Source organism: Gordonia hirsuta DSM 44140 = NBRC 16056 (assembly GCF_000333015.1).
Classification (GTDB): Bacteria; Actinomycetota; Actinomycetes; order Mycobacteriales; family Mycobacteriaceae; genus Gordonia; species Gordonia hirsuta.
The window spans coordinates 51,464-75,117 of the sequence record NZ_BANT01000002.1 but is presented as its reverse complement, the minus strand read 5'-3'; the positions used below and the strand labels follow the sequence as shown (position 1 = coordinate 75,117).

Sequence of the window (23,654 nt, the reverse complement as noted above, 5' to 3'; positions counted from 1 at the left end):
TAGGCTCGGAATCGACCACCGAAGGAGCCCTGAAGAATGCGTCGTACGACGATCCTGTCCGTCACCGGTTTCGCGCTCACCGCCGCCGCCCTCCTGTCGGGCTGCAGTTCGCCGGATCCGGGCGGGCGGACCGCCACCGGCACCGCACCCAGCGTCGTCACCGAGGTGACCACGGTGTTCGCCTCCCCCGGCCCGCCGTCCTCGGCCGCCGCCGGCACGATCGCACCGGCGCCGTCATCGGTCAACGGGGTGATCGTGCCCGGTGAGTCCGATCCGTTCGTGACCGCGCTGCGCCGGGCCGCCGGGACCGGCGCCCCGCTGACGGTCGGGATCGAGGTGGCCCGCAGCCAGGCGCAGGTGGCCGCCACCGGTGACACCGACGTGGTCGTCTTCCGCACCCCCGATGGTCTGGCGGTGTACGTGATCAAGATCAGCGACCACTTCCACCAGGACTGCGCCGCCGCACCGCAGCTGGGCCTGCCCGATTTCCGCATGTGCCAGACCGTCCGGGTGCAGCGCGATCCCGGGCTGGCCCGGACGCAGCTGCCGAACGCCGATATGCCGTCGGTGGGCGACGACGCTTTCACTCTGACCACCGTGCCTTGACCACCGCGCCTTGACCGCCCGGTCTGCTTACCGTCACGTCTCCTGGGTCCAGACCACAAGCCTGCGGCGGTTAGGCTCGTGACCATGGCTTCGTCGCTGATCACGTTGCACGTCGAGCTCGAGGAGGCCGAGCCGCCGATCACCCGGGATCTGCAGGTCGACGGCGAGCTGTCGCTGGCGCAACTGCACACCGCCCTGCAGATCGTCTTCGACTGGCGGGAGGAGCAGCCGCATCTGTTCGGCAACGGGCACGGCCGGCTCGAGCCGGAGGATCAGATGCCCGTCGCCGCGGCCCTGGCCGACGGTCCCCTCTGGTACGACTATGACCCTCACGACCGCTGGGGTCATCGTCTCACCGGCTCGGCGCCCACCGCCGCCCTGGGCAGCCCGCGACCGGTCAGCGTGCTCGGCGGTACCGGCCGCGGACCGATCGAAGGTTCCGGAGGTCCCCGCGGTTACGCCGAGAAACTCGCCGTCCTGGCAGATCCGGAGCACCCCGACCACGCGGTGGTCGCCGACTGGGTGCGCGCAGTCACCGGCCCGTGGTTCACTCCCGATCCGGACCTGTTCGATGCCGGTGCCGCCCAGGCCGAACTGGATCTGGCGTTCGGCTTTCGGGCCGACGAGCGCGATCCGCACGATCTGTCGGGTCTGGTGCTGGCCGACGATCTGCGCGGACCCGGTGATCTGGCGCCCGAGGCGCTGCTGGCCGATTTCGCGGCGAACCTGCCGGCCGGTGCCCGCTCGGAGTTCCGCCGGTACGTCTACCGCACCGGGCTGCTCGAGCCGGTCCAGGTGTCCGCGCAGGTGCGTGCGCAGCTGACGGCGCCCTTCGGCTGGTTCCTGGAGGCGGTCGGCACCGACGGCCTCCCGCTGACCGCGAACGGCCGCCTGCCGTCGGCGGTCGTCGACGATGCTGTGGCCGTACTCGACTGGGACCGCCCGCGCCCGCAGCAGACACCCCGGGAACCGGCCGCGGCAGCTATCCCCACGCTGCACCGCGCCGCGACCCGGCTGGGGCTGGTGCGCCCCCTGCACGGTCGGCTGGTCCGTACCGGCCACGGCGAGCGGGCCGCCGGTTCGCCGACCCAGTTGTGGGCGGCGCTGACCACCCGGATCCTCACCGGGCTCACCCCCGGTGCCCAGGTTGCCGCCACCGCGCTGCTGCTGACCTGTGCCGACCGCCCGCCGATCCACCGGTACGACGACCAGAGCTGGCGGGACATCGCGTTCGCCCTGGGCGTCTGCGGCTGGCGCCCGCGCGACCGCAGCGCCGACTTCGATCGGGACACCGTTCACGGCATCGTCGCACCGATCCACGACGTCCTGGATTCCCTCGGATCCCCCGGCGGGACCGCCGGATGCCCGCTCCGCTCGGAGCCGGATCCGCACCTGTCCGATTTCGCCCGCGCCGTTCTGCACGGACCTGCCGCGATCCGGTCGGCGCTGACCACCCGCCACCGCTGACCCGAAGCCGCACCGATTCGCGCGATTTCTGGAGCAGACCGACGGGGCGCACGGCGTGCTGGTGACGGGCCGTGCACCCGCAGGCGTTCGGTCAGGCGATCGGGATGGCTCGCTGCGGCGGCACCATCGTCTTGGTCGGGTTGCCGCCCGTCGGTCATCAGGCCGACGGCACCGCAGCGGACGAGGATGCAGGCTCCTCGGTCGGCGCCTCGGTGGGCGGCGTCGGGGACGGCGTCGTCACCTCCATCGACCGCTCCGCCGGCGGCGCCTCGGGCGTCGACGACTGTGCCGGCGGAGCCTCGGTCCGCTCGAGGGCCGTGGTCGTCGTGGAGGTCACCGAGGTCTGCCACTGCGCCTGGATCACCTCGATCGGCGTCGACTCGTTGACCGGTGTGATCTTCCAGACCCGGGCGCGATCGACAGTGACGGCCGCGGTGACCCGGGAGTCCAGCAGGTCCTCGCGCTTGAAGACCAGAGTGCAGTCGCTTTCGGTCGCCTCGACCGTGGTCGAGGTGAAGACGCTCGGAAGCGTGCAGGTCACGGTGCGGCCGTCCTTCTCCCGATACACCAGCTTGCCGAGCGCATCCCCGGTTCCGAGGAAGACGGTCGGCTCGGTCGTCGGGACCTCCGCCGACGAACCGGCGGCGGCGCTGCTGGACGCTCCGCTGGACTCAGATGCCGACGACTGGGTCGCATCGGTGGGATCCGTGCCGGACGGCTGGTCGCTGACAGGCTGGTTACCGTTCTGGGCGGCCCGCTGCTTCATGGCCTCGGCGGGTTCGTCCGAGTCGGCGGCGGCCAGCCCCTGCGCCTGCGCCGCCTCCTTCGTCGCGAAGAACCGGTGCCTGATTGTTGCTGACGGCCAGGGCCCGAAAGTCCGGCACGTCGCTGGGCCGCTGGGCGGGAAGCTCCAGGATCCCGCCGACGGGCTGCTCGACGAGCACGTCGCTGCGCAGATCCATCAGCCGCAGGACGGGGGCGGCCGCCGGGGCCGGCGGGGCCTGGTTCACGATCGTCTGGTTGGTGACGTAAGTGTTGTTGTAGGTGACCCGGTAGGTGGTGTTCACCGTGTAGCCGGGCCAGCGGTTCCCGGTAATCCGGTAGCCACCGATCGGGGCGGCGGCCGGGGGACGCAGCGGGTTGCCGCAGGCGCAGACGACGCGGGGAACACCGGCGGCGTCGACGAAGACCGGGGTCCCCGACTGCAGGACCGCCTGATAGGCCACGGCATTGCCGCTGCGGTAGGAGTAGTCGGTCACCCAGGTGTCTGCGGTCAGCACGACCGGCGTCAGGGAGTCGAGGTACCAGGGGATGTCACTGGTGCGAATCCCCTGGACACCGGCCCAGGCGCGCGCGGCGGCCGGATTGGCGGCGAGCTGATTGCCGAGCGAAGCCGCATCGCAAGAGGCCGTGCCGGTGGTGGCGTACAGGCCGGGATCGGTGCCGTTGACCGCGCGGACCCCGTTGCTCTCGGCGGTGCTGACCTGAGTCAGGGCCGGCTGGGTTTTGTTCACCAGTGCCACCGAGTTGGTGAACGAATCGGGACCGGGGTCGTCGGCCGAGCGCAGGGCCAGACCCGGGATCAGCGTCTTGCCGGTCTTGCTGACGTACACCTGGTTCACCGCGAAGGCCAGGACCAGCGCGAGGATCGGGACTACCAGTCCAGGCCCAGATCCAGCACCGTGACCGAGTGGGTCAGGGCGCCCACTGCCAGATAGTCCACCCCGGTGCGGGCGTAGTCCATCGCCATATCCAGGGTCAGTCCGCCGGAGGATTCCAGCAGGGTCGCCGGCGAGCGCGTATCGCGGCGCTGCACCGCCATCTGCGTCTCCCAGGGCTCGAAGTTGTCCAGCAGCACCAGCTGCGGCTCCAGGGCGAGCACCTCGTCGAACTGAGCCAGCGAATCCACTTCCACCTCGACCGGCAGATCGGGGGCGGCCGCGCGCACGGCCGCCAGCGCTTTGGCCACACCCCCGGCGGCGACGACGTGGTTGTCCTTGATCAGCGCGGCATCACCCAGACCCATCCGGTGGTTGACCCCGCCGCCGGCGCGGACAGCGTACTTCTGCAGGAACCGCAGTCCTGGCAGTGTCTTCCGCGAATCGCGGATCTTGGCGCCGGTGCCTTCGACCGCAGCCACCCATGCTGCGGTGGTCGTGGCGATCCCGGACAGGTGGCACAGCAGATTCAGCGCCGTACGTTCGGCGGTCAGCAGGGAGGTCGCCGGGGCGCGCAGGGCCAGCACCGTCTGCCCCGGCGCGACCACCGAGCCGTCGCTCATTTCTTCGGTGACGACGTAGTTGTCGCCGCCGATCACCAGATCCAGCACAGCTCGGACCACGGGCAGACCGGCGATCACCCCGTGCTGACGGCTGACGATCCGCGCATCGGCCACCGTCTCGGCCGGCACCGTGGCCAGCGTCGTCATATCGGGGCCGTACCGTAGATCCTCGTCGAGTGCGGTGGCGATCAGCGCCAGCAGTTCCTCGGTCACCGGCAGGGTCAGGTCCCCGCCGGGGCCGGTCTGCCCGATGAAGGTACCGGTCACCGGCTCATTCACCACTGCCGGGATTACCGATGGAGATCATCCGCTGCACCGACAGCCGGGCCCGCTCGGCGGTCTCGGGAGACACCAGGACCTCGTCCTTGCCCTCGGTGAGGCAGCGCAGCAGCGCGGCCGGGGTGATCATCTTCATGTACGGGCAGGCCGCCCGCGGATTGACCGGCTGGAAGTCCACATCCGGAGCGGCCTTGCGCAGCTGGTGCAGCATGCCGACCTCGGTGGCGACCAGGACCTGCTTCGCATCGGTCTCCCGAGCGGCCTCGATCATGCCGCCGGTGGACAGGATCTTCACCTTCTCCTCGGGCACCACACCCTCTCCCGCCAGGTAGATCGCCGAGGTGGCGCATCCGCATTCGGGATGGATGAACAGATCCGCGTCCGGGTGGCTATCGCTCTGCTCGGTCAGCTCGTCGCCGTTGATCCCGGCGTGCACGTGGCACTCGCCGGCCCAGATGTGGATGTTGTCGCGGCCGAGTTCACGCTTGACGTGCGCTCCCAGGAACTGGTCCGGCAGGAACAGCACCTCGGTGTCCGGGTCGATCGAGGCGACCACGTCGACCGCGTTCGACGAGGTGCAGCAGATGTCGGTCAGCGCCTTCACCTCGGCGGTGGTGTTCACATACGAGACCACCATGGCGTCGGGGTAATCGGCCTTCCACTCGCGCAGATCCGCGGCGGTGATCGAGTCGGCCAGGGAGCAACCGGCACGCTCGTCCGGGATCAGCACGCGCTTCTCCGGGGCCAGGATCTTCGCGGTCTCGGCCATGAAGTGCACGCCGCAGAAGATGATCTCGTCGGCCTCGACCTCGGCCGCGATCCGGGACAGGGCCAGCGAATCGCCCACATAGTCGGCGATGTCCTGGATCGGCGGCAACTGGTAGTTGTGCGCCAGGATGACGGCATTGCGCGCCTTGGCCAGCCGCTTGATCTCCGCGGCCCACTGCGCATCGGCCTCCACACCGCCGTAGGCGGCCGGGATCTCGACTCGCGGGTCGGGCATGCCCAGATCGGTCACACTCCGGGTGATCTCGGGCACGGTGGTCTCCACTGTGGTCATGGCTGTCTCCCATCTCAGGGTCTGGCGGAGCGGGCTGGCTCCGACACAGGTTTTCGACCGTCGGTCGAAAACTCATGCAGTCATCGTAACACCGGTCGCCGCCGACGCATTCCCGCCGGACCGGTCGCCTAGACTCACGCCCATGGCCACGTCCATTCCCGTCGAGGTGCTCAGCGCGGTCTTTCAGGTCGGCGAACTAGGTTCGGAGACCGATCAGCGCCCCACCCTGCAGGTGCTATTGCAGCAGACGGGTGATCCGGACCACTCACCGGGCGGCTCCACCTGGTCGCTCCCCGGCGGTGACATCGGGGAACGGGAGTCGCTGGCCGCTGCGGCGCGCCGGCATCTGGGCGCCCAGGCCGGTCTGACCCGGATCGCACATCTGGAGCAGCTCGCAGTGCTCTCGGCGCCGGACCGGGTACCTCGGGAACGCACCATCGCCTCGACCTACCTCGGGCTGGTCCCGCGCGATGTGCCGGCCGATCCGGCCGCCACCGCCGCTTGGTTCGACGTCGATGCCCTCCCCGCGCTGGTTTACGACCACGCCGAGGTGATCGAGCTGGCCCGGGGCCGGCTGGCGGGGAAGCTGTCGTACACGAATCTGGCGTTCGCGCTGGCTCCGGAACGGTTCGCCATGTCCGAGCTCTCCGAGATCTACACCGCCGCCCTCGGCCATCACGTCGATGCGACGAATCTGCTGCGGGTGCTCTCCCGCCGCGGTGTGGTGGTCTCTACCGGCACCGTCGGCCGCACCGGCCGCAGCGGCGGGCGTCCGCCGGCGCTCTACACCTTCGCCGACGACGAGTTGGTGGTTACCGACGAGTTCGCCACTCTTCGTCCGCCTCCGTGACCGGCTCGGTGACCGGGTGGGATCCGGCAGGCGTCGGCGGGCCCCAGACCGCCCGTTCGGCCGGATCGCTCGGCGGCGGCATCGGCGTCATCGGCGGCGGCATCGCCGGGCCTGGAGCAGCACCCGGATAGGTCCAGTCCGCCGGTACCGCGGCAGTCTCCTCCGGCGGCGGTCCGCTCATCGGTTCGTCATCGCGCAGCCACGCGGTATCAGCGGCCGACACCGCCAGGATCAGGTAGGTCAGTGCGGCCAGACCCGGGGCACAGGTCAGCAGCAGCCACGGCGCAGGCATGGAGTTCCAGCCGGCACCCTCGAGCCACAGATCCGGTAACAGGTGCCGGACCCCCGGCGCGGACGGGTCGTCCGCCGAATAGCGGGCCCGCGCCACGCGCAGGCCCACGTCCATCGCGATCGACGACGACAACAGCGCCATCACCACGGCCGTCAGCAGACCGAACCAGCCGCGCACCTGCCGATGGGCGAACCAGATCACGGCCCCGCAGATCAGCCCCAGACCGAAGGCCAGCAGCGCAAAGATCGCCACCCCGTCGAACAGTCGCGCCAGTTGCGCCGGCGGCAGACTCACCGACCCGTCGGCGGTCACCCGGACCTGGGCGGTGGGCACCAGGAACGCCCACAGCACCCCGCCCAGCGCACCCAGCACGGCCAGTCCGATCAGCACCCCGTAGGGCTGCCGGCGGCGGCGCGGGGCCGCGGACTCCAGGCCCGTCGGCGACCTGCCGGACTCCACCCCGGTCACCGTCGCCCCAGATCCGCCGAATCGACCGTGCCGTGCCGGGAGCAGCGCGCGGCCCAGCCGTCCGGCCGCACCTGCACCACCATCCGGCGCCCGCACTGACCGCAGAATCGCGGCGGTTCCAGGCCCAGCTTCGCCGCGGCCGGTATCGCCTCGGGTGCCTGCATCTCCAACGGCTGGCCGGTGTGCACGCCGTAACGCAGCGGCTGTTCCAGCGGCCCGGGCACGGTGATCATCGAGGCTCTCCTTCGCTTGCGTCACCGAGGCTACCCCGGCGCCCGGACCGCACCTGCGGCCCTCCGACTTCTGCCGGCCGCCCGGTCGGCGCCCGAGCGCTTACAGGGTGTCGTTGAGCGCCTTGATCGGCATGCTCAAATCGTTGAGCAGATCCAGATCGTCTTCGGCGGGCCGGCCCAGCGTCGTCAGATAGTTCCCCACGATCACCGCGTTGATGCCACCGAGGATCCCCTGCTTGGCCCCCAGATCGCCCAGGGTGATCTCCCGGCCCCCGGCGAACCGCAGGATGGTGCGCGGCAGGGCGAGCCGGAAGGCTGCGATGGACTTGAGGGCCTCGGCCGGGGGCAGCACGTCCAGGTCGCCGAACGGGGTGCCCGGGCGCGGGTTGAGGAAGTTCAGCGGAACCTCGTCGGGTCCCAGGGCAGCCAGTTCGGCGGCGAACTCGGCGCGCTGCTCCACCGTCTCCCCCATCCCCAGGATGCCGCCGCAGCAGACCTCCATACCGGCTTCGCGCACCATCGACAGGGTCTTCCAGCGTTCGTCGTAGGTGTGGGTGGTGACCACGTTCGGGAAGTGGCTGCGCGCGGTCTCCAGGTTGTGGTTGTAGCGGTGCACCCCCATATCGCGCAGCTGGTCCACCTGCTCCTGGGTGAGCATGCCCAGACTGGCGGCGATCTGGATGTCGACTTCGGCGCGGATCGCCTCGATTCCGGCGGCGACCTGCGCCATCAGCCGCTGATCGGGGCCGCGGACGGCCGCGACGATACAGAACTCGGTGGCCCCGGTCTTGGCGGTCTGCTTAGCTGCCTCCACCAGCGCCGGGATGTCGATCCAGGCGCTGCGCACCGGGGAGGTGAACAGTCCGGACTGGCTGCAGAAGTGGCAGTCCTCCGGGCAGCCGCCCGTCTTCAGCGAGACGATGCCTTCGACTTCGACTTCCGGACCGCACCAGCGCAGCCGGACGTCGTGCGCCAGCTCCAGCAGCTCCGGCAGCCGGCCTTCGGGCAGCTGCAGCACCTGCAGGATCTGTTCGTAGCCCAGCGCCTGGCCCTCTTGGAGGACCTGCTCGCGGGCCACGTCCAGGATGTCGCGGGCGGTCGGGTCGGTGGTCACCGGAGCTTCGGTGGTGGTCATGGGATCTCTCCTTCGGTCGGGACGGAACGGCCGGCGATCAGGCTGCCGACGGGATGGGCGAACCAGGTCGGCGCCGCCGCCTGGAAGTCTTCGGGGCGCAGAGCGCCGGCGCCGGCCGGCAGGGTGGCCAGCACCGGAAGGCCGGTGAGCCGCGGCAGATCCTCGGCGTTACAGCGCATCGCCAGATCGGGGTCCTCGGGCCAGCTGCCGATGATCAGGCCGGCGACGTCCCGGCCGGCGGCCCGCAGCGCCGCCACGGTCAGTTCGGTGTGGTTCAGGGTGCCCAGGCCGGGATCGGTCACCACCGCCACCTGCGCGCCGAGCGCCCCGGCCAGCTCCAGCACCGTCAGCTCCGGGGCCAATCGCACCAGCACACCGCCGGCGCCTTCGATCAGCACCAGGTCGGCCTGGGCGCGCATCTGATCGACGGTCCGGCGGACCTGCTCGAGCCGTAGGAACGACGAGCCCTCGCGGCGCGCGGCCGTCTCCGGCGCCAGCGGTTCGCGGTAGCGGACGATCTCGGCAGCCGGCAGGTCACCGACCAGTGCGGCGATCGCGGCCAGATCACCCGGCTCCCGCGGACCGACGCCGGTCTGTGCGGGTTTGACCACCGCGACCCGGGCCCCGGCCGACGCAGCCGCAGCCGCCAGCGCGGCCACCGCCACCGTCTTGCCGACACCGGTCGAAGTTCCGGTCACCACCAGAACGCCGTCGCTCATCGCGCACCCACCCGCCGCAGTGCCGTATCGACCACCTCTGCCACCCGAGTCAGCTCGGCGGCCGATAGATCGGCGCGCACCGTGACCCGCAGCCTCGAGGTGCCCGCGGGGACCGACGGCGGACGGAAACAGCCCACCAGGATGCCCCGGTCGCGGCAGTATTGGGCGGCGGCTACGGCCGCGGCCGGATCGCCGACGATCAGCGAGACCACCGCGGATTCGGAGACTTCGGCTCCGGCGGCCCGGGCAAAGAGATCCGCCGATGCGCGCAGGCGCTGCGGCAGCCCGGGGTCGGCGCGCAGGATCTCCAGGGCCCGGTGTGCAGCGCCGACGGCGGCCGGGTTGAGTCCGGTATCGAAGATGAAGCTGCGGGCGCGATCGATCAGATGCTCGCGCAACAGGGCCGGCCCGGCCACGATGCCGCCCTGGGCGCCCAACGATTTCGAGGCCACGGTGGTCACCACCAGTCCGGGCGCCCCGGACAGTCCTGCCTCGGCGACCACGCCGCGACCGCCGGGTCCGCGCACGCCGAGGGCGTGCGCCTCGTCGACCAGCAGGGTCGCTCCGAAATCCTGTGCGGCGTCGTACAGTTCGGCGATCGGCGCACAGCGGCCGTCGATGCTGTAGATCGAGTCGGTGACCACCAGGGCGCGGCGTCGTGCGTGGCCGGCCAGCGCGGCGCGAACGGCCTGCACGTCACCGCGCGGTACCACCACCACCTGCGCCCGCGACAGCCGGCAGCCGTCGATCAGGGAGGCGTGGGACCCGCCGTCACTGACGATCAGATCCTCGCTCCCGGCCAGGGCGGTGATCGCACCGACGTTGGCCAGGTATCCCGAGGAGAACAGCAGCGCGGCCGGGGTACCGAGAAAGTCGGCGAGAGCATCTTCGAAGTCCAGGTGGGCCTGGGTGGTCCCCACCACCAGCCGCGAAGAGGTCGATCCGGCGCCCCAGCGCGCCAGGGCGCCTTGTCCGGCCGCGATCACCTCCGGATGCGTCGACAATCCCAGATAGTCGTTGGAGGCGACGTCGACCAGCCCCTGCTGCGAGCGGTCACCTGCCGGACCGTCGCATCGGCGCGCGATCGGCGCACGGTGCAGTCCGGCGGCGGCGGTCGCCGCGGTTTCGGCAGCCAGCCAGGCCAGCGGATCGGTGCGCCCGGCATCGGCCGGCGCGGTCTGCTGCTCGACGGACGGATAGACGGCGGTCATGCGCTCACCCGTCCGGTGGCCCGATCGGCGGCCAGGCTCGCCCGCGCGGCCGCACCCATCGCCGCCGCGATGGCGTCGACCTCGGCGGGAGTGCAGATATAGGGCGGCATGGCGTAGATCAGGTCCCCGAAGGGCCGCAGCCACACGCCCCCGGCCGCGGCGGCGTCGGTGGCTGCGACCATGTCGACGGGTCGATCCAGCTCGATCACACCGATGGCCCCGAAGCTGCGGACCTGAGCGATACCGGCCACCGCGCGCAGCGGTGCCAGGCCCCGTTCCAGCCGCCGGCCGATCATGGCCACCTGGGCGCGCCAGGCACCGTCGGCGAGCAGGCCCAGCGAGGCCCGTGCCACCGCGCAGGCCAGCGGATTGGCCATGAAGGTGGGTCCGTGTGCCAGGCCTCCGGCCTCGCCGGCGCTGATCACCGCGGCGATCTCGTCGGTGGTGATCGTGGCGGCCAGCGTGAGGTAGCCGCCGGTCAGTGCCTTGCCCACGCACAGGATGTCCGGGCTGATGCCGGCGTGGTCCACGGCGAACAGTTCTCCGGTGCGCCCGAATCCGGTGGCGATCTCATCGCAGATCAGCAGCACATCGTAGGTGTCGCACAACCTGCGCAGATCGGCGATCAGCTGTGGAGGATGAAACCGCATTCCACCGGCACCCTGCACCACCGGCTCGACGATCACCGCGGCGAGTTCGCCGTGGCGGTCGGCCAGCACCGTCTCGAGCATGCGCACGTAGGCGGCCGCTTCGCCGTGCGCGCAGTCCACCGGCGGCGGCGCCTCGACGAACACCTGCTCGGGCAGCACACCGCGCCACATGGCGTGCATTCCGCCGTCGGGGTCGCACACACTCATCGGCGCCAGCGTGTCGCCGTGATAGCCGCCCCGCCAGGTCAGCAGCCGGTGTTTGGCCGGCCGGCCACGACTGCGCTGGTACTGGACAGCCATCTTGACGGCCACCTCGACCGAGACCGAACCAGAATCGGCGAAGAAGACCTTGCTCAGCGGCTCCGGTGTCAACTCGACCAGCAGCGCCGCCAAAGCGGCCGCCGGCTCGTGGGTCAGTCCGCCGAACATCACGTGAGCCATCGCGCCCAGCTGCTCGCGCACCGCCGCGTCCAGGACCGGGTGGGCGTAACCGTGCACCGCCGCCCACCACGAACTCATGCCGTCGATCAGTTCGGTGCCGTCGGCCAGGGTCAGCCGGACACCGCGACAGGCGGTCACCACCCGAGGAGTGGTCGACGACGGGAAGCCACCGTACGGATGCCAGACGTGCGCGGCATCGATCCGGCTGATTTCCGCGGCCTCCACCACCGGTCTCCTTCCCACACTGCTCAGCTGTCTTGAACACCGTACAGGAGCCTCCTGTACGGCGTACAGGAGCGTGCTGTGCGACGGGAAGAGTGCGGCCGGGGCGTACCCGCGACCGGTCAGCGCGTGGAGTCTGCCAGCGCCAGGATCTCGGCGGTCACCGCGGGCCACAGCTCACGCGGAAGGTCATGCCCCATGCCGGGATAGGTGACCAGCGTGGCCCCGGGCACGGCCGCGGCGGTGGCCTCTCCTCCGCTGAGCCGCACCAGCGGATCGTCCTGGCCGTGCAGCACCAGGGTCGGCACCGTCAGCGCCGCCAGCCGCTCGGTCCGATCACCGGAGGCATGGATCGCCGCGAGTTGGCGGGCGGTGCCGGCCGGATCGTCCCCGCGCCGGTAGGCCTGCCGGGACCGCTCGCGCAGCGATTGCTCGTCGAGGGGGTATCCCGGCGATCCGACGACGCGGTACATCGCGACAGCCCGATCGGCCGCCTCGTCCTCACTGCGGGCCGGCGGCAGCATCAGCGCCGCCATCGCCTCGCGGGTGGGGCTGCCGATCCGCGGAGCCGGAGTGGAGAAGATAGAGGTCAAGCTGCGGGTCCGGTCGGGGTGGTTCAGCGCGAACTCCTGGGCGATCATCCCGCCCATCGATCCGCCGACCACGTGGACTGCGTCGACGCCGAGCGTATCGACCACCGCCACCGCGTCCTGGGCCATATCGCTGAGCAGGTATTTGGCATCGGTCAGCAGGCCACCGGACTGCATCGGGGTCATATCCGGCAGGCCTGCAGCGTCCAGATGCGTCGAGAGCCCGATGTCGCGGTTGTCCATCCGCACCACGCGGTACCCGCCATCGACCAGCAGTGCACAGAACGCCTCATCCCACGCCAGCATCTGGGTCCCCAACCCCATCACCAGCAGAATCACCGGATCGTCGGCCGAACCGAAGCTCTCGTAGGCGAGTCTGATGTCACCGTTGTCGGCGTATTCGATGGTCACGGACGTGTCCTCCTGCATATCGGGTCGGGCGGTGCCCATCAGTGTGACACGTCACATCCAGGAGTCCGTCCCGATGTCCCGTCCCGGCCGACCCGTCCGCCGATAGGGTGGGGCCGTGAGTGATACCCGGTCGGAGATCCTGGCCGCCGCACGCGGCATCCTGACCGAGCACAGCTTGGCTGACCTGACCATGCGGCGGCTGGCGACCGAGGTCGGTGTCTCCCCCAACGCCATCTACTGGCATTTCGCCGATAAGCAGACGATGCTGGCGGCACTGGCCGACGATCTGCTCACCGGTGTCCCGGTCCCAGACGAACTGCCGTGGGACGAGTCGCTGGCGATGATGGCCCGGCAGGTGCGCCAGGTGCTGCTGGCCGTTCCCGACAGCGCCGAAGTGGTCTCCTCGGCGTGGGCCTCCGGACTGGCGCGCAACGATCTGGCCACTCGACTGGCGGCGCTGGCCCAGGCCGGCGGGCTGGAGGCGGCCGCCGCAGCCGGAACCGCCACCGCCCTGTGTCAGCTGATCGTCGGCCTCACCATCGAAGAGCAGACTCGCGCACAGATGGAGCGACTCGGCGTGACCGGGCCGTCCGGGCGGGATTACAGCGGCGAGTTCACCGCGGCCCTCCAGGTGATCCTGGCCGGTGCCCGCGCCATCCGATCCGATCCGGGCGGCTCATGAACAGGATCCCGCGCGAACCGATCGCCACCTATCGCGTCCAGCTGACCCCCGACTTCACGTTCGCCGAAGTGGTCGGGATCCTCGACGACCTCGTCGAACTTGGCATCTCGCACCTGTACCTGTCGCCGGTACTGACCGCGATGCCCGGCTCCCAACACGGCTACGACTGGGTTCCGCCGGCCAGACTGTCCGCGGTGCTCGGCGGCCTCGACGGTTTCCGCCTGTTACGCGGACTGGCCCGCGCGGTCGGGATCGGCGTTCTGATCGATATCGTGCCCAACCACGTCGGGATCCGCGATGCCCGGCACAACCCGTGGTGGGCAGATGTGCTGCGTTTCGGGGCCGACTCCGAATACGCCGGCTACTTCGACCTGCACCCGGTCCAGGTCGACGGCATCGACCAGGTGATCCTGCTGCCGTATCTGGGCCGGGACGACGACCTGGCGGAGCTGACCCTCGACGACGACGGGTATCTGCATCTGCACGAGTGGGTGATGGCCACCGCCCCCGGCTCGGCCTCCCCCGGTGACGACCCCACCGTTGTCCTGGAGAGGCAGCACTACCGGTTCACCTCCTCCTCCGATGCCTTTCTGGGGTACCGGCGCTTCCTCGATATCAACGAACTGGCGGTACTGCGCACCGAGATCGCACAGGTCTTCGACGCCACCCACGGCTGGCTGCGCGAACTGGTCGCCGAGGACCTGATCGACGGGGTCCGGGTGGATCACCTGGACGGTCTGGCCGATCCGCCGACCTATCTGGCACGCCTGCGCAGCCTGATCGGTCCCGAACGGCTGATCTACGTCGAGAAGGGCCTGGCCGTCGATGAGGAGCTCGATCCCAGGCTGCCGATCAACGGCACCACCGGCTACGAACAGCTGCAGCTGATCGAGGCGGCCTTCACCGCACCACCGGGGATCATCGAGCTCGACGAGATCTACCGTTGGGTGACCGGCTTCCACGGTGATGATCAGCGCCTGGCGGTGGCTGCCCGGCAGCTGCGCGAGGAAACCATGCGCTCGAGTTTCTCGACCCGGTTGCGGTGGGCCTCACAGGCGGTGTCGGCGGTCGCTCCTTCTGTCCCACCCTATCTGGTCGAACAGGCCGTCGCCGCGTTCATCGTTCCCCTCACTGTCAACCGGCCCGACTATCCGCAGGCACGCGAGACGGTGCTGGAGGTGATCGAGCATGCGCGCGCCGCACTGCCGGGCGCCGATGCAGGCTTCGATGCGCTCCGGACCGTCTTCAGCCACCCCGACGACCATCCCGAGGCCGCCTTCCGGGTGTCCGACCTGGCTTCCGTGGTCTCGACCAAAGCGATCGAGAACGTCGGCTTCCACCGCACCGCACGCCTGATCTCGGCCCAGGAGCTGGGCTGCAATCCACGCCGTCCCACCGTCAGCCGGTCGATGTTCCACGAGCGCAACCGGCAGCGCGCCGCGGTCTGGCCGCTCTCGCTGACGGCCATCTCCACCCACGACACCAAACGCAGCGGCGATGTGCGCGCCCGGATCGCCGTCATCGCCCAGGTCCCCCAGCGCTGGCACATCCTGGTGCGCAGCCTGTGGCGGCTGACCCCGCCGCCGCACGAACGCACCGCCTACCTGCTGCTGCAAAACATCGTCGGCACCTGGCCCGCCGACGGTATCCCCGACGCCGCGCTGGCGCAGCGGCTGGCCGCCTACACCACAAAGGCGATGCGCGAGGCCGCCGTCATCACCTCGTGGGCCGAGCCCAACATCGCCGCCGAACAGGAGACCCTGGACTGGGTCGCCGGCCTGCTCACCGGTGAGCCGGCCACGCAGATCTCGGCTTTCGTGGACCTGATCGCCGGACCCGGGCGCGACGAGGCGCTGGCCCGCACCGCGATCGCCCTGCTCGGCCCGGGTGTCGCCGACATCTATCAGGGCAGCCAGTGGTGGTTCGACGCTCTCACCGATCCGGACAACCGGCGACCCGTGGACTACGGGCAGTGTCATGACCATCCGAAATTCGTGTTGATCAGCCAGGCGCTGGCGCTCCGGCGCCGACATCCGGAGGCCTTCGGCCGCACCGGCACCTATCTGGCCTTGATCGGACGGGGCGAACGGCGCCGGCACCTGCTGGCCTTCGCCCGTGGTGAGAAGGGACAGCCGCCGGTCGTGGTCGTGGTCGCCGCCCGTATGACGCAGACCTTCCGGACCGGCGCCGACCGGGCCGAGGCCGCCGTGGATCTGCCCGCGGGCCGCTGGCGGGATGTGCAGACCGATGCGGTGCACTCCGGTTTTGTCCGCGCCGATCACCTGCTGGGCGATCGGTCGGTCGCGATCCTGGAGCGCGCCGCTGACGAGTGACGGCGATCCGCCCCCGGCCCGTTCTCGGACTCCTGCCGTCAGCCGCCGGGCGCGGGCTCGGCCGGCGAGGGTTCGGTCTGCTCGCCGGGGGCACCCGGGACAGCGGACCCGGTCTCCCCGGCAGTACCGCCTGAACCCACGGTCGGGGTCATCTTGCCCACCAGCCACTGGCCGTCTTCCTTGACCAGGTGCAGGTCCAGCAGGAACGCCTGCTGCCCGCCGCCGGTCTGCAGCGCACTGGTGCCGGCGAGGGTCGCCGCGACGACGGTGGTCGCCGTGGTGGCGGTGAACGACTCCACCATCACCGCATTGACGTCGACCGTCATGTTCTTGAACTGCCCCTCGGTCACCATCTTGACGGTGACCTCGGCTTCTTCCTTCACGCGGTCACGTGCCTCGCCGGTGGTCATCGGCAGCACCTTGGCCTGGATTTTCTCGGCCGTGGTGTCCGAGGACATCATCGTCTCGAAATAGGTCTGCACGAACGACCGCGAGAACGATTTAGTCTCGTCGAACGCGTCGAGCGTGCGCGAGGTGGACCAGGTCTTCCATCCGAGTACACCAATGGCCACCAGCGCGACAACCACCAGCGCCGCCATCAGCGATCGCCACAACGAACGTGCGCTGACGGTGAACTCCTTACCGCTCGTGGAGTCACCGCTCGTGGAGTCACCGTCGTCGCTCGTCCCGGCGGCCTTCGCCCGCCGGGCCGCCTTGGCGGCGACACCGCTCTTCTCCCCCGCCGGCTGCTTGGTGTCCGCCGCCGCGCTCGAGACGGCCACGTCGGCCGCATCGATCGGGTCGGTCTGGTCGGTGGCGTCGGGGTTGTCATCGGCAGGAGTGTCCGGCGATGTCGAGTCTGAACTCATCTGTCCTTCGGGTTGTCGTACGACCGCAGCGTCTCACGCGAGACATCTCGGCGCGGCCGCGTGCGGCTACTTCAAGGGCACGGTGCGTGAATTCGGATCGTAACCCGGCGGCGGATTGGCCGTGTCGTCACCCTTGGGTCGGGGCGCATTGACCGATCCCCGGCGTTGCATGTTCTGATCCTCGGTCACGCAGTACAGGTTGGTCGGCACCGAGGCCGACAGAATCTGCGTCGGTCGGGTCGGTGTCACCTGATAGTCGCAGTACGGCCGTGCGTAGATCGAGCCCAGGGCCCACCAGGCGCCGTCGTGGAACATCTTCCCGCCCTGGATCGAGCCGTCCCGGATCGACGGCAACAGCACCGCCAGGGTCGGCGCGCGCAGGGCACCCTGCTGGGCGATGTCGATGAACTGCCCCAGCACGTCCGTGATCGGATCGGTGATGGTGTCCAGCGAGCCGGTCAGACTGGTCAGTCGGCCGCTGCCGGTACCCATCAGGGTGCGGAGTTCTTTATCCGAGGCCACGGCCGCATTGATCAGCGAGGCGCCCCCGTCGACGAGCCGCTTCAGATCCGGTTGGATCTGCGCGGTGGTCTCGAAGATGGTGCCCGCGTTCTGGATCATCGCCGTGGTCTGCGGCATCACCTTGTACAGCTGTGCGAACAGGGTGCCGCCGGAGTTGAAGATCGACTTGAGCTGGTTGGGCTGGTCGTCGTTGAGGGCGATCGTGAGCTCGTCGAGCGCACCCGACAGTTTGTCGGTATCGATCTGCGAGATCAGTTCCAGGCTCGACTCGAGCACGGTGGAGAACGGGACGGTGACCTCGGTCTGTCCGGACTCGACCACATCGCCGCCCTTCAGGTACGGCCCGGCGTCGGTAGTCGGCACGATGTCGACGTACTGTTCGCCGGCCGCCGAGAGCCCCAGCGCCGCGAACGTGGCATTGCGGTTGATCTTGTGTTGCTTGTCCAGGGACACGGTGACTTCGACGGTGCGCGGGGTCACCTGGATGTTCTTCACATCACCGATCTCCACGCCGCGCAGGGTCACCTTCGAGGTGTCCTGCAGACCACCGGAGATCGGAAACTTGACCACCACGTCGTACCGTCCCTGCCAGGGACGCAGACTCAGCGAGACGAACGCCAAGAAAGCCAGGGCCAGCAGCATCACCAGGACCAGGGCCAGGTTGCCCAGCAGCACCGAGTGCTTGCGCAAGAAGACCATCATCTATCTGCCCGCCCCCTTCGGCCCATCCAGTCGCGCCAGGATGATCGACAGCGTCTGCTGCAGCGTCTTGAGCCCGTTGTCCAGGTCCTGGACCTCAGGAAGACGCGAAGCCGCATCGAAACCGGCACCCGGCGTCAGCCAGTAGACCTTGGCCGAGACCGCCGCCGCGCTGCCCGGGGTCGAGCCCTTCCACTTCGGGTTCAGCTCGAACAGCCGCTTCATCAGCGGGCCCAGCTGAGGTGCCGTCTTGTCCAGGGCGATCAGCGTGGTGTTCAGATGCGTGAACAGCTCGATCAGATCGTCCTGCCGCTGGTTGAGGAAATCCGTCGTGGCCTCGGTGACCTTGTTCGATTTGCCGAGCGTGTCCACGATCAGGCCCAGATCATTGTTGATCGCCGCGATGGCCGGTGGCAGCTTGTTGACGCCGGCCGCGATCTGATCGCGTCCGGCCGCCAGCTGCGCGGTCAGCGTGCGGGTGTTGGCCATCGCCTTGTCCACCGCGGCCGCGTTCTTGTTGAACTTGGTGATCGCGGTGGTGAAGCCGTTGATCGCGCCCTGCAGTTCGATGTACTGGTCCTCCCCGGAGATCGCCGTCGACAATTCGGTGAAGATGTTCTGGATCGAGGCGATTGACCCCGAATCGACCTGCGCGGTCATCGAGATCAGCAGATCCTCGACCGTGGCGGCGGCCGATGTGGCTCCGCTCAGGGTGTCGCCGGCCTTCATGAACCCGGCGGACTGTTCCGCCGGTGGTTGCAGAGCGACGAAGACATCGCCCAGTGGTGTGGCCTGGCGCAGCTCCGCACCGGTCCCGACCGGGATCTTGGTCGACTCGGAGACGTGCATGGTCACGATCGCCCGGTAGTTCTGCGCAGCGATGTCGACCACTTCGCCCACATCGGAGCCGTTGAGCCGGACCTTGGCCTGGCTCGGCAGGTTCAGTGCGTTGGCGAAGCTCGCCTTGAGTTCGAAGGTGTCACCGAGCCCGCCGGGCGACGGCAGCGGGATCTGTTCGACCGTCAGACCCGGCATCGAGCCGCAGGCGGTCAGACTCAGCGCCGTGACCACCGAGACCGCGCCCATCGTGTATTTCTTCCAGCGGTTCATCGTTTACTCAACTCCAGCAGCGCCGAGAACACGCCCAGATCCGGACCGAAATCGGCCAGCTGGCCGGTTCGACAGCCGTTCTTCTGCAGGTTGACCGCCTCACAGAAGCGGGCCAGCAGCTCATTGTCGATCAGCGACTTGTCCAGCATCACCTGGGCGCGCCAGGCGCCCTGTTCGGCCGAGATCGAATTCGCCAGGTTCTGGAACAGCAGCGGCCCCATGTCGATGGTGTCGACCAGCTGCCGGGAGTAGTCCGACAGGTTGGCCGCCAGCGCGGCCAGGTTCGTCATCGACGAGGAGAGCGTTCCGGCGTTCCCTTCCAGGAAGGCCGCGGTATTCTCCAGGGTCTGGTTCACATTCGCCAGGGTCGACTGCAGACCGACGCTCTGATCACCGAGCATCTCCGAGACCTGGGTGACCGACTTGGAGAACGCCGCCATCTTCGGATAGTTGGCGGTGAGCGCATCGGTGAGCACGGCGATGTTCTTGATCACCTCGCCGAGTCCGTCGGCATTGCTCGCCCCGAGGCGGCCCGCCTTCTCCAGTGCGGTCAGTGCCTGCCGGAGACGTTCGCCGTTGCCGTCGGCCACACCCGAGGCGATGTCGACCAGATCGGCGATAGGCTGCTCGCCGCCGTCCTCGCCCTGCAGGTTGGCGACCAGATCGTTGATCGCGTCGAACAGCGTGCCGATCTCCACCGGGGAGGCGGTGTGCGCCAGCGTGCCCCCGGCCGCCAGCTTCTCACCGCCGGTGTACACCGGGGTCAGCTCGATGTGCCGGGTGGTGACGATCGAGGTGTTCACGATCGCCGCAGTGGCCTCGGCCGGAATGGTGATCCCGCTGTCGACGGCCAGCTCCACCCGGACTCGGGTTCCTTCGGGGTTGAGCGAGGTGATGCGGCCCACCGGCATGCCCAGGACGGCGACGTCGTTGCCCTCGTACAGGCCGGCCGCGCTGTCGAAGTAGGCGGTGTAGGTGTCGTAGGCCCCCACCGCCGTCTTCCAGCTGGTGGGTACCAGCGAGCAGGAACTCAGGCCCAGGATGCCGGCTGTGGTCAGTGCCGTTGCGGCCAGCGCCCGGCGCCAGCGGTTCTTCACGGTCAGCATCCGTCCACCACCCGTGCCTTACAGAGCCAGTTGTCGGGGAAGATGCCCCACGGCAGGTAGCCGTTGGCGTAGGGACCGTCGCCCATCAAGTTGGTCATCGCCCGGGCGGTGACCGGAAGGATGTCGAGCATCGCACGCAAGTTGTCTCGGTTCTTCTCCAGTCCCTGGCTGATGGTGTTCAGGTTGACCATCAGCGGGGCGAACTGGTTCTGGTTCTGTTCGGCCAGCAGCTCAGCCTGTGCGGTCAGATCGGCCAGACCGTCGAGCAGCCGGGTGACCAGCGCCTCGCGGGCGGTGATCTTGCCGGCCAGCTGCGCGCCCTGTCCGACGATCACTGACAATTGCTGCTGGCTGTCGGAGACCTGATTGGTGACCGAGCGCGTGTCCTTGATCAGCTGATTGATCTGATCGGTGCGGTTGTTGATCACATCGGACATCTGCGTCAGCGCGTCCAGGGTGGTCGCCGCGATATCGGGGACGCCGTCGAGCTGGGTGTTCAGGCCCTTGAGGCTGGCTGCCAGCTGCGCATTGTCGATCTCGTCGATGATCGGGACACCGGCCTCCAGTGTCTTCTGCAGGTCGTAGGGCACCTCGGTGTTCGGGATGACGCCGTCGGGTGCCGGCTTCTCGCCGTCACCGACACTGACCTCGACGAATCGCTGACCCAGCATCGTCGACATCTTGATCACTGCCAGTCCGTCATCGGTGACCTTGACGTCCTTGTCGACGCGCATGCTGACCGTGACTCGGTCTCCGGTCAGCTTGGTGTCGGTCACTTCCCCCTTGTCGATACCGGCGACCCGCACCTTGTCGCCGGGCCGGATGCCTCCGGCGTTGGTGAACTTGGCAGTGTAGTTCGTCTTGCCGATTCCCAGTTCGCTGAATCCGACGACGGCCAGCAGAACCACGATGATCGAGATGCTTCCGATCAGGCCGTACCACAGGTAGCGGCGGGACTCCCAGGATGAGCGCAGTGCCTTCTTCATCAGCGGCACACCACCGAATGCTGATTGCCGCCGATCGCGTGCAGCAGGCCCGGCGGCAGGAAGACATCGCCGAACGAGATGTCCAGATCGCAGGCGTAGATGTTCAGGTAGGCGCCCTGGCTCATCACCATCGGGAAGTGCACCAGGAACTCGGGCAGCACCTCGGCCGCCCGGTCCAGGGTGCTGCCGATACCGATCAGTCGGTTGGTGGCGCTACGGGCCGCCGACGAGGCCGACCGTAACGACTCCTGGCTCTGAGCGATGACGGTTCCGAACCCCTGAGCCGTCCGGCCGATGAGTTCCACCGACTTACCGAAGGCCGCCGAGTTGCTGTTGAGACCCTCGACCAGGGTCGCCGTGTTGGTCAACAGTGTCTCCACCTGGTCTCCCTGCGAGGCGAGCTCGCGCATCACCACCGACAGGTTCGTGATGATGGCTCCGAGCACCTCATCACGGTTGGCCATATCCTCGGCGACCTGCCCGATCTGGGTGATCGTATTGCTCAGCGAGATCGCATCACCTTCTTGGAAGGTGTCGATCAGACTGATCGTCAGGCCGTTGACCTCCTCGGCGGTCATCGTGTCGAAGACCGGCTGGAAACCACCGAGTAGTCGGGTCACATCGAACGAGTCCACGCCGCCGAGTTTGAGCGCGCTGCCCTTGGCCAGGGGCTTGCCCGGAGTGTCCCCGTCCAGGGTCAGCGCCAGGTACCGCTGACCGATCAGGTTCTGGTAGCGGATCGCGGCCTGAGTGTTGTCGTAGATGTTCTGGGAGTTGAGGACGTCGAAGCCGACGCGAGCCTTCCCATCCTCCAACTTGATCGACTCGACGCGGCCGACCCGGACGCCGGCCATCCGGACGTCGTCGCCGACGGCCAGACCCGACGCATCGGTAAAGGTGGTCGAGTAGTCGCCGGTCGGGCCGTCGAGGGTGCGCTGGAGCGTCGACCAGATCAGGTAGGTCATGAACATGGCGATGACGGCGAACACCAGGAAGCCGAACAGCGGTTTACGCAGGGTGGCTGAGGGCTGACTCACCTGTCTCCTCCCGGTGTCGTGGGCACTGCCGTGGCCGACGTCGTCGCTTGGGGCTTAGCCTTCTGGGTCTTACTGCTCTGGGGCTTGCTGCCCTGGGGTTTGGCCGGTGCCGGCGCGGGCTTGACGCCCGAAACGAGGGGGCCGAGCATGAGCGATTCGGCCGTCGACGGCTTGCGACCCAGTGCCGCCGAGAGGAGCTCACCGTCCTGTTTGGTGGTGACCTGGCCGGCGACGGTGCGCCGCACCATCCCCTCGGGGTAGATCCGCAGCGGGCCGGACTGGGTCGGGCCGGTTCCGGTGCCCGGTCCGACGCACCCCGGGCCGCGCAGCTGACCGTAGGGCCCGCCGTCGTAGACCGGGCAATTCTGCCGCGTGTACATCTCGAAGGCGCTGAAGCTCACGCCGATGTTCAGCTGGACCTTGCCGTTGGTTCCGGTGAAAACCCCGAGGACGCGGCCGGCCAACAGGTACAGCTCCCGAACCGCCTGCGGCATCGCATCGGGGTCGTACATTAGGGCGCCGACCATCGTGTTCAAGTCACCGACCAGGTCGATTCCGCCGGCACCGTTCTTGGCGAACATGGTCTGCGTCTGATCGAGCAGCCCCTGCCCCGAGGAGAGCAGAGCGGTCAGATTCGCTTGATTTTCCGCGATGGTCATCGCCGGAACGACGCTACGGCCCAGCGTGTCGAGCAGTTCCGGAGCCGACTCGGCGATACCGCTGATCGCCCGGTTGTAGTTGTCGAAACCGGATGGCGCACCGGCGGGGAACTGCGCATTCAGATTCTTGAAGTAGCTGTCGAGCACCGGCAGGAAGGTGCGGAAGGCCGCACCTCCTCCGCGCAGTGAATCGGAGATGGTGCCCAGCACCATGCCCAGATCCTCGGCCGGTACCGCTTGCAGCAGATCACGCAGGTCGTTCTGCGCGTCCTGCAGTCGGATAGTGTCGGCCGTCTGATCGGCCGGAATGACGGTGCCGCTGCTCAGGCGGGCGGACGAGGGGTCGGCCGGCTGGATCAGCTCCACCGAGTTGACGCCGAACAGGTTCGACGGCACCGTCCGGGCGGTGGTGTTCTTCGGGATGCCGTCGGCCTGCGCCGGCGACAGTTCGATCTTGACGTCTTTGGTGGGTCCGGCCGTGCCGTTGCCGGTGGCCTCCACCGCCGCGACGGTGCCCACGATGTAGCCGTTGTAGCGGACGTCGGCACCGGTGACCAGGCCGTCACCGACGTCGGTCAGCTGTGCGGTGACGCGCGTGTAGCTGTCGAACTTGCCCTGATAGCGCAGGAGCAGCAGCGCGAACACGATCGCAGCGACCACCAGCAGGGCAACGCCCCGCCAGAAGTACTGCCCGATCGACGGATCGCGGCCTCCGGTATCGACACGAACCATGCTC

General features: G+C 68.8%; 22 protein-coding genes and 2 pseudogenes. 6 read left to right on the top strand and 18 right to left on the bottom strand.

Annotated features, from left to right (window positions below; all coding sequences use genetic code 11):
* The first annotated feature begins 36 nt into the window (after nt 1-36).
* The 3 genes and pseudogenes from GOHSU_RS00500 to GOHSU_RS17090 all read left to right on the top strand — a co-directional run.
* Entirely contained in the window at nt 37-606 is a 570-nt protein-coding gene (locus tag GOHSU_RS00500; RefSeq protein WP_005935170.1) for a hypothetical protein, read from the top strand.
* 84 nt (nt 607-690) lie between these two features.
* Nucleotides 691-2,073, top strand: a complete 1,383-nt coding sequence (locus tag GOHSU_RS00495; protein ID WP_005935168.1) for a plasmid pRiA4b ORF-3 family protein — start codon at nt 691-693, stop codon at nt 2,071-2,073.
* A 43-nt stretch (nt 2,074-2,116) separates the two neighbouring features.
* A pseudogene (locus GOHSU_RS17090) lies at nt 2,117-2,222 on the top strand (zinc-dependent alcohol dehydrogenase); the annotation flags it as partial.
* Between the two features lie 8 nt (nt 2,223-2,230).
* Here the strand turns inward: GOHSU_RS17090 and GOHSU_RS16155 are convergent.
* From GOHSU_RS16155 to nadA, 4 genes and pseudogenes are all read right to left on the bottom strand, one after another.
* Nucleotides 2,231-2,839, bottom strand: a complete 609-nt coding sequence (locus tag GOHSU_RS16155) for a hypothetical protein (protein ID WP_005935165.1) — start codon at nt 2,837-2,839, stop codon at nt 2,231-2,233.
* A complete protein-coding gene (locus tag GOHSU_RS00490; RefSeq protein WP_005935162.1) occupies nt 2,811-3,695 on the bottom strand; it encodes a DUF6777 domain-containing protein in 885 nt (294 codons plus the stop codon). The genes GOHSU_RS16155 and GOHSU_RS00490 overlap by 29 nt, the downstream gene beginning before the upstream one ends.
* A 32-nt stretch (nt 3,696-3,727) precedes the next feature.
* Complete coding sequence (gene nadC, locus GOHSU_RS00485) at nt 3,728-4,621, bottom strand: carboxylating nicotinate-nucleotide diphosphorylase (RefSeq protein ID WP_005935160.1); 894 nt, start codon at nt 4,619-4,621, stop codon at nt 3,728-3,730.
* 4 nt (nt 4,622-4,625) lie between these two features.
* A pseudogene (gene nadA, locus GOHSU_RS00480) lies at nt 4,626-5,612 on the bottom strand (quinolinate synthase NadA); the annotation flags it as partial.
* Nucleotides 5,613-5,835: 223 nt separating this feature from the next.
* On the opposite strand from nadA, the gene GOHSU_RS00475 reads away from it, so the two are divergent.
* The gene (locus GOHSU_RS00475; RefSeq protein ID WP_005935156.1) at nt 5,836-6,543 is read left to right on the top strand and encodes an NUDIX hydrolase; all 708 of its coding nucleotides are present in this window, start codon (nt 5,836-5,838) and stop codon (nt 6,541-6,543) included.
* Here the strand turns inward: GOHSU_RS00475 and GOHSU_RS16150 are convergent.
* From GOHSU_RS16150 to GOHSU_RS00440, 7 genes are all read right to left on the bottom strand, one after another.
* A complete protein-coding gene (locus tag GOHSU_RS16150; RefSeq protein ID WP_162138701.1) occupies nt 6,506-7,294 on the bottom strand; it encodes a DUF2567 domain-containing protein in 789 nt (262 codons plus the stop codon). The two genes, GOHSU_RS00475 and GOHSU_RS16150, sit on opposite strands and share 38 nt — an antisense overlap.
* Nucleotides 7,295-7,299: 5 nt before the next feature.
* Nucleotides 7,300-7,536 (bottom strand): biotin synthase auxiliary protein BsaP, encoded by a 237-nt coding sequence (gene bsaP, locus GOHSU_RS16845; protein WP_005935152.1) that lies wholly within the window; start codon nt 7,534-7,536, stop codon nt 7,300-7,302.
* 100 nt (nt 7,537-7,636) lie between these two features.
* Entirely contained in the window at nt 7,637-8,671 is a 1,035-nt protein-coding gene (gene bioB / locus GOHSU_RS00460; protein ID WP_005935150.1) for a biotin synthase BioB, read from the bottom strand.
* Nucleotides 8,668-9,390, bottom strand: a complete 723-nt coding sequence (gene bioD, locus GOHSU_RS00455) for a dethiobiotin synthase (protein ID WP_005935148.1) — start codon at nt 9,388-9,390, stop codon at nt 8,668-8,670. The genes bioB and bioD overlap by 4 nt, the downstream gene beginning before the upstream one ends.
* Nucleotides 9,387-10,601, bottom strand: a complete 1,215-nt coding sequence (locus tag GOHSU_RS00450) for an 8-amino-7-oxononanoate synthase (RefSeq protein ID WP_005935146.1) — start codon at nt 10,599-10,601, stop codon at nt 9,387-9,389. Before GOHSU_RS00450 ends, bioD begins: the two co-directional genes overlap by 4 nt.
* Nucleotides 10,598-11,917, bottom strand: coding sequence for an adenosylmethionine--8-amino-7-oxononanoate transaminase (locus GOHSU_RS00445; RefSeq protein ID WP_005935144.1), 1,320 nt, complete (start codon nt 11,915-11,917; stop codon nt 10,598-10,600). The genes GOHSU_RS00450 and GOHSU_RS00445 overlap by 4 nt, the downstream gene beginning before the upstream one ends.
* 119 nt (nt 11,918-12,036) lie before the next feature.
* On the bottom strand, nt 12,037-12,954 hold the full coding sequence (locus GOHSU_RS00440; protein ID WP_005935142.1) for an alpha/beta fold hydrolase: 918 nt from the start codon (nt 12,952-12,954) through the stop codon (nt 12,037-12,039).
* Between the two features lie 76 nt (nt 12,955-13,030).
* Between GOHSU_RS00440 and GOHSU_RS00435 the strand changes: the two genes are divergently transcribed.
* Together GOHSU_RS00435 and treY are read left to right on the top strand one after the other, a co-directional pair.
* Entirely contained in the window at nt 13,031-13,597 is a 567-nt protein-coding gene (locus GOHSU_RS00435; protein ID WP_005935140.1) for a TetR/AcrR family transcriptional regulator, read from the top strand.
* On the top strand, nt 13,594-15,930 hold the full coding sequence (gene treY / locus GOHSU_RS00430; protein WP_024332661.1) for a malto-oligosyltrehalose synthase: 2,337 nt from the start codon (nt 13,594-13,596) through the stop codon (nt 15,928-15,930). Before GOHSU_RS00435 ends, treY begins: the two co-directional genes overlap by 4 nt.
* 38 nt (nt 15,931-15,968) lie before the next feature.
* Here the strand turns inward: treY and GOHSU_RS00425 are convergent, their stop codons facing one another.
* The 7 genes from GOHSU_RS00425 to GOHSU_RS00395 form a co-directional block, all read right to left on the bottom strand.
* On the bottom strand, nt 15,969-16,799 hold the full coding sequence (locus tag GOHSU_RS00425; RefSeq protein WP_005935136.1) for a hypothetical protein: 831 nt from the start codon (nt 16,797-16,799) through the stop codon (nt 15,969-15,971).
* 66 nt (nt 16,800-16,865) lie between these two features.
* Complete coding sequence (locus GOHSU_RS00420; protein WP_005935134.1) at nt 16,866-18,023, bottom strand: MCE family protein; 1,158 nt, start codon at nt 18,021-18,023, stop codon at nt 16,866-16,868.
* Complete coding sequence (locus GOHSU_RS00415; protein WP_005935132.1) at nt 18,024-19,130, bottom strand: MlaD family protein; 1,107 nt, start codon at nt 19,128-19,130, stop codon at nt 18,024-18,026.
* The gene (locus GOHSU_RS00410) at nt 19,127-20,236 is read right to left on the bottom strand and encodes an MCE family protein (protein WP_005935130.1); all 1,110 of its coding nucleotides are present in this window, start codon (nt 20,234-20,236) and stop codon (nt 19,127-19,129) included. Before GOHSU_RS00410 ends, GOHSU_RS00415 begins: the two co-directional genes overlap by 4 nt.
* Nucleotides 20,230-21,222, bottom strand: coding sequence for an MCE family protein (locus GOHSU_RS00405; RefSeq protein WP_005935127.1), 993 nt, complete (start codon nt 21,220-21,222; stop codon nt 20,230-20,232). Before GOHSU_RS00405 ends, GOHSU_RS00410 begins: the two co-directional genes overlap by 7 nt.
* Nucleotides 21,222-22,259: an MCE family protein gene (locus tag GOHSU_RS00400; RefSeq protein WP_005935123.1), complete on the bottom strand. Its 1,038-nt coding sequence runs from the start codon at nt 22,257-22,259 to the stop codon at nt 21,222-21,224. The genes GOHSU_RS00405 and GOHSU_RS00400 overlap by 1 nt, the downstream gene beginning before the upstream one ends.
* Nucleotides 22,256-23,650, bottom strand: a complete 1,395-nt coding sequence (locus tag GOHSU_RS00395; RefSeq protein ID WP_005935121.1) for an MlaD family protein — start codon at nt 23,648-23,650, stop codon at nt 22,256-22,258. The genes GOHSU_RS00400 and GOHSU_RS00395 overlap by 4 nt, the downstream gene beginning before the upstream one ends.
* Nucleotides 23,651-23,654 lie beyond the last annotated feature (4 nt).